The 1352-nt window shown below is 49.6% G+C and carries 2 tRNA genes and 3 rRNA genes; all 5 read right to left on the bottom strand.

What is annotated here, in order from left to right:
• Positions 1 to 452: ribosomal RNA gene (locus HFP08_RS28775) — 23S ribosomal RNA — on the bottom strand; the annotation flags it as partial.
• 202 nt (positions 453 to 654) lie between these two features.
• Positions 655 to 727 (bottom strand) — tRNA-Ala (locus HFP08_RS28770).
• A gap of 43 nt (positions 728 to 770) precedes the next feature.
• Positions 771 to 847: transfer RNA gene (locus tag HFP08_RS28765), tRNA-Ile, on the bottom strand.
• A gap of 90 nt (positions 848 to 937) precedes the next feature.
• Positions 938 to 1054 (bottom strand): 5S ribosomal RNA (gene rrf / locus HFP08_RS28760).
• A gap of 212 nt (positions 1055 to 1266) precedes the next feature.
• Positions 1267 to 1352, bottom strand: a 16S ribosomal RNA gene (locus tag HFP08_RS28755); the annotation flags it as partial.

The following is a 1352-nucleotide window of genomic DNA, read 5'->3' as shown; positions in this document are numbered from 1 at the left end:
GATTCCGACGGGGTTTCACGTGTCCCGCCGTACTCAGGATACATCTCGGAGAGTGCTGACTTTTGGTTACAGGGCTTTTACCTCTTCTAGCGGGCCTTTCCAGACCTCTTCGCCTAACCAACACCTTTGTAACTCCATGTGAGATGTCCTACAACCCCAAGGAGCAAGCTCCTTGGTTTGGGCTAATCCGCGTTCGCTCGCCGCTACTGACGGAATCACTTTTGTTTTCTCTTCCTCGGGGTACTTAGATGTTTCAGTTCCCCCGGTATGCCTCTTATTGACCTATGTATTCAGTCAATAGTAACTGGCCATTACGCCAGCTGGGTTTCCCCATTCGGAAATCCCCGGATCAAAGCCTGCTTACGGCTCCCCGAGGCGGTATCGTTGTTCGCCACGTCCTTCTTCGGCTCCTGGTGCCTAGGCATCCTCCGTGCGCTCTTACTAGCTTAACCTTATGCTCAGGTAGATTCGGCTTGCCCGCCGTTTTTGTCCCGTTTCTCCATCCAATAAAACACGTAGCGGTAGAAACACAACAAAAAGATGTCGGTCAATCTCGAACAACCTTCGCACTTCATTATAACCTTAGCTAAAGGATGTTTCAGCAGAAGAATTGCTTCTTCTTTTACTTTCGTTATCCAGTTTTCAAGGAACAAATGGAGCCAAGCGGGATCGAACCGCTGACCTCCTGCTTGCAAGGCAGGCGCTCTCCCAGCTGAGCTATGGCCCCGTAATAGAAGATAAGGTACAGTCTTTTGCTTCGCAAAAACTGTTGGTGGGCCTTAGTGGACTCGAACCACCGACCTCACCCTTATCAGGGGTGCGCTCTAACCAGCTGAGCTAAAGGCCCTTATTCGATTGCTTGTTACGCTTTAGGATTTCTCTGATAAATGTTAATTTCCTTGTTTCGGGGAATAAACAATGAGTCATTGAAAAATCCGCTTGGCGACGTCCTACTCTCCCAGGACCCTGCGGTCCAAGTACCATCGGCGCTGGAGGGCTTAACGGTCGTGTTCGGTATGGGAACGCGTGGTTCCCCTCCGCCATCGCCACCAAACGGTGTTTTCTAGCGTTTTTCAATGATTGACATCCTGAATTACTTCAAAAAAAGACCCAACCATGTATTTCATTGGAAAGACAATTCATCATAAGAGATGATTGATCTTTCAAAACTGACAACGAGTGAGCGACAACCTCTGCCTGAGGGGTCTTACTAATGGAAGCAAAGCTTCCTGTATCCGTTCCTCGCAGGAACGGGATAATCCTTAGAAAGGAGGTGATCCAGCCGCACCTTCCGATACGGCTACCTTGTTACGACTTCACCCCAATCATCTACCCCACCTTCGGCGGCTGGC

Source organism: Paenibacillus sp. HB172176 (genome assembly GCF_011947265.1).
Taxonomy (GTDB): Bacteria; Bacillota; Bacilli; order Paenibacillales; family Paenibacillaceae; genus Pristimantibacillus.
The sequence above is the reverse complement of the archived record's forward strand: the minus strand, read 5'-3'. Positions and strand labels throughout refer to the sequence as shown.